The following is a 2,119-nucleotide window of genomic DNA, read 5'->3' on the forward strand; positions in this document are numbered from 1 at the left end:
TCGACGGGCGCCGGCAAGAGGTAGGCGGGTACGGTGGAGGAGGCGGAGGCGGCTCCAGTTACGGCGGCAACTTCGACCTGTACGACACCCGCAAGAACGGCAAGGGTGTCGTGGGTGCCGCCTACCGAGACCGAGGCGCGATCGCGAGAGAAGCGGCTCTAACTTTCATCCCAGGCGGAGTGTTCGTACGCGCGTTGAGAATAGGCGCCAAGGCCTATCGACTCGCCCGCGCAGCCAATGCGGCGAGCAAAGTACGATACGGAAGACGATTGAAGGCCCTAAACGGAGGAAAGAATCGGGTTTCCATTAAGCGCCGCGCGCGTCAATACCATTACGACGTGGCGGGCGACGCACACTTCGAGAAGTCGACCCAGAGGTATATTCATACTCCCCACAAATATCATATTCGATTCAACGGGAAGGGTCAGCCGAACTTCCGCTCACCCACCACTCCCATGGGCTGGTTTGACCTGGCACGCGTCCGAATCCATTTACACTACCGGAGGTAGCTAATGATTACGTCGGCGAGTCCCGGTAACCTGGGCGCTTGGAGACTCAACTACGATGAGATCGAGGTGCCTTTCCATCCCATCCCTCTTGACTTAAAGAACGACTACGCCACGGACGCCGTCCTATACGATGGTGAGTCCTTTGAGATCATACTCACTTCTCCACGTGGAGTAGACGGCCCCACACGAATCAAGCTTGTGTGGATCGGCGCGAAAGTTCATAAGTTGTCCATAGAGTGTCTTTCCTACGGGCATAATCTACGCTTCTTCGCCGCCTTATTGACAAGAGAAAACGCAGATAGTCTCTCCTTCACGGTTCTCTTAGAGGCCTCCGAAATCGATCTCACCGCCTCGCGACTGTCGGTTTTTCTGGAATAGGTCTCCGATATGTATCGGGCTATCGAAAGGTTGCCCGTACGGCCGGGCGGATGCGCCCGGGGCGGGCTGGAGAAATGGCTAGTGTGGACTGTGTTCGAGAGCTGACGCACAGCGTCCAAGTCGGCAATCAGAGCAGCCGCTACCCTGGCCGCTCCGGTCCAGTCGTGCAGTCCTATTGCCCGGGATAATGCACGGAATCCCGTGTCATAACGACTGCCTGGCGTCTCGCAGGGCACACTGGGTCGCATGACCACGATCGACTGGGAGAGCTCGGGCTGGGGGCTGCGCATCAGCTCGGTCGACGAGCTCATGCGCCTCGTCTCTCGGCTGACACTGACCCGCGTTCTGGGCGAACGGATCGTCTGGCGTGGGGTGCGGTGCGCGTCCTGGCCGATCGAGTCGTCCCTGCAGCGCGCCATCCGCGACTATCCGGATTACTACGCGGCGGCACGCCACGAACGCGGGCCCGACCTGCTGCGACAGGCTGAGCGCTCCTTGATCACGCTGGCCAGGGACTGGGGCATCGGAGCCAACAACGGCGCCTTCCACACCGACCTTCAGGTCCTGGCCACCCTGCAGCACCACGGCGTCCCGACCCGCCTCTTGGATGTGACCACCGACCCGGTGACTGCGCTGTGGTTCGCCTGCGCCTTCCCACCGTCGAGGGGCGAAGATGACAGCGAGGACGCCGCCCTGTTCGCGTTCGCCACAGCAGGAGAGGAAGAGCTCACCATGACCGTCCCGGAAGGGACCGTTAGCGAGCTCGACGATGGGTTGGCATGGTCCCTGAACCAGGCGCTGAGCGCTGGTGCCTCGCGTCCGGTCCTGGTCCGGCCCGCGTTTCCTGACGCGCGGATGCTCGCCCAGTCCGGGCGGTTCCTCATCGGACAGCCCGCCTCGCAGGCACCGGAGGGGGCCGCGGACGATGAGCGCCGCGAGAGCCCGATCCCCGGCCTGCGCGCCGTTACCTACGACCAGGTCGAGGCGTCGTCAAACGGACCGAGTTTGAGGGCGCTGCTGGAGCACGAGCCACCGAGCGAGCCAGTGCACATCCCGTTCGCCGCCGTGGTCATCCCCCGAGCGCTCGTCCGCGAGGTCTGCGAGGTGGTCCTGGACCAGTACGACAAGACCTACCGGGCGCTGCTGCCCGACCCCGCCGGCCTGGCCGATGCCGTGCGTCAGCAGGCTGTCCGCCTGCCGCAGTGGGCCCCCCGGCACGGGCCTACGGTCTC

1 protein-coding gene is annotated in these 2,119 nt (G+C 63.3%); it reads left to right on the forward strand.

Going from position 1 to position 2,119, the window contains the following annotated elements; all coding sequences use genetic code 11:
* Positions 1-1,133: 1,133 nt before the first annotated feature.
* A partial coding sequence (locus tag GGG17_RS07395) for an FRG domain-containing protein (RefSeq protein ID WP_154593105.1) occupies positions 1,134-2,119 on the forward strand: 986 nt, incomplete at its 3' end.

Origin of the sequence: Arsenicicoccus cauae (assembly GCF_009707125.1) — a bacterium.
GTDB classification, from domain to species: Bacteria; Actinomycetota; Actinomycetes; order Actinomycetales; family Dermatophilaceae; genus Arsenicicoccus; species Arsenicicoccus cauae.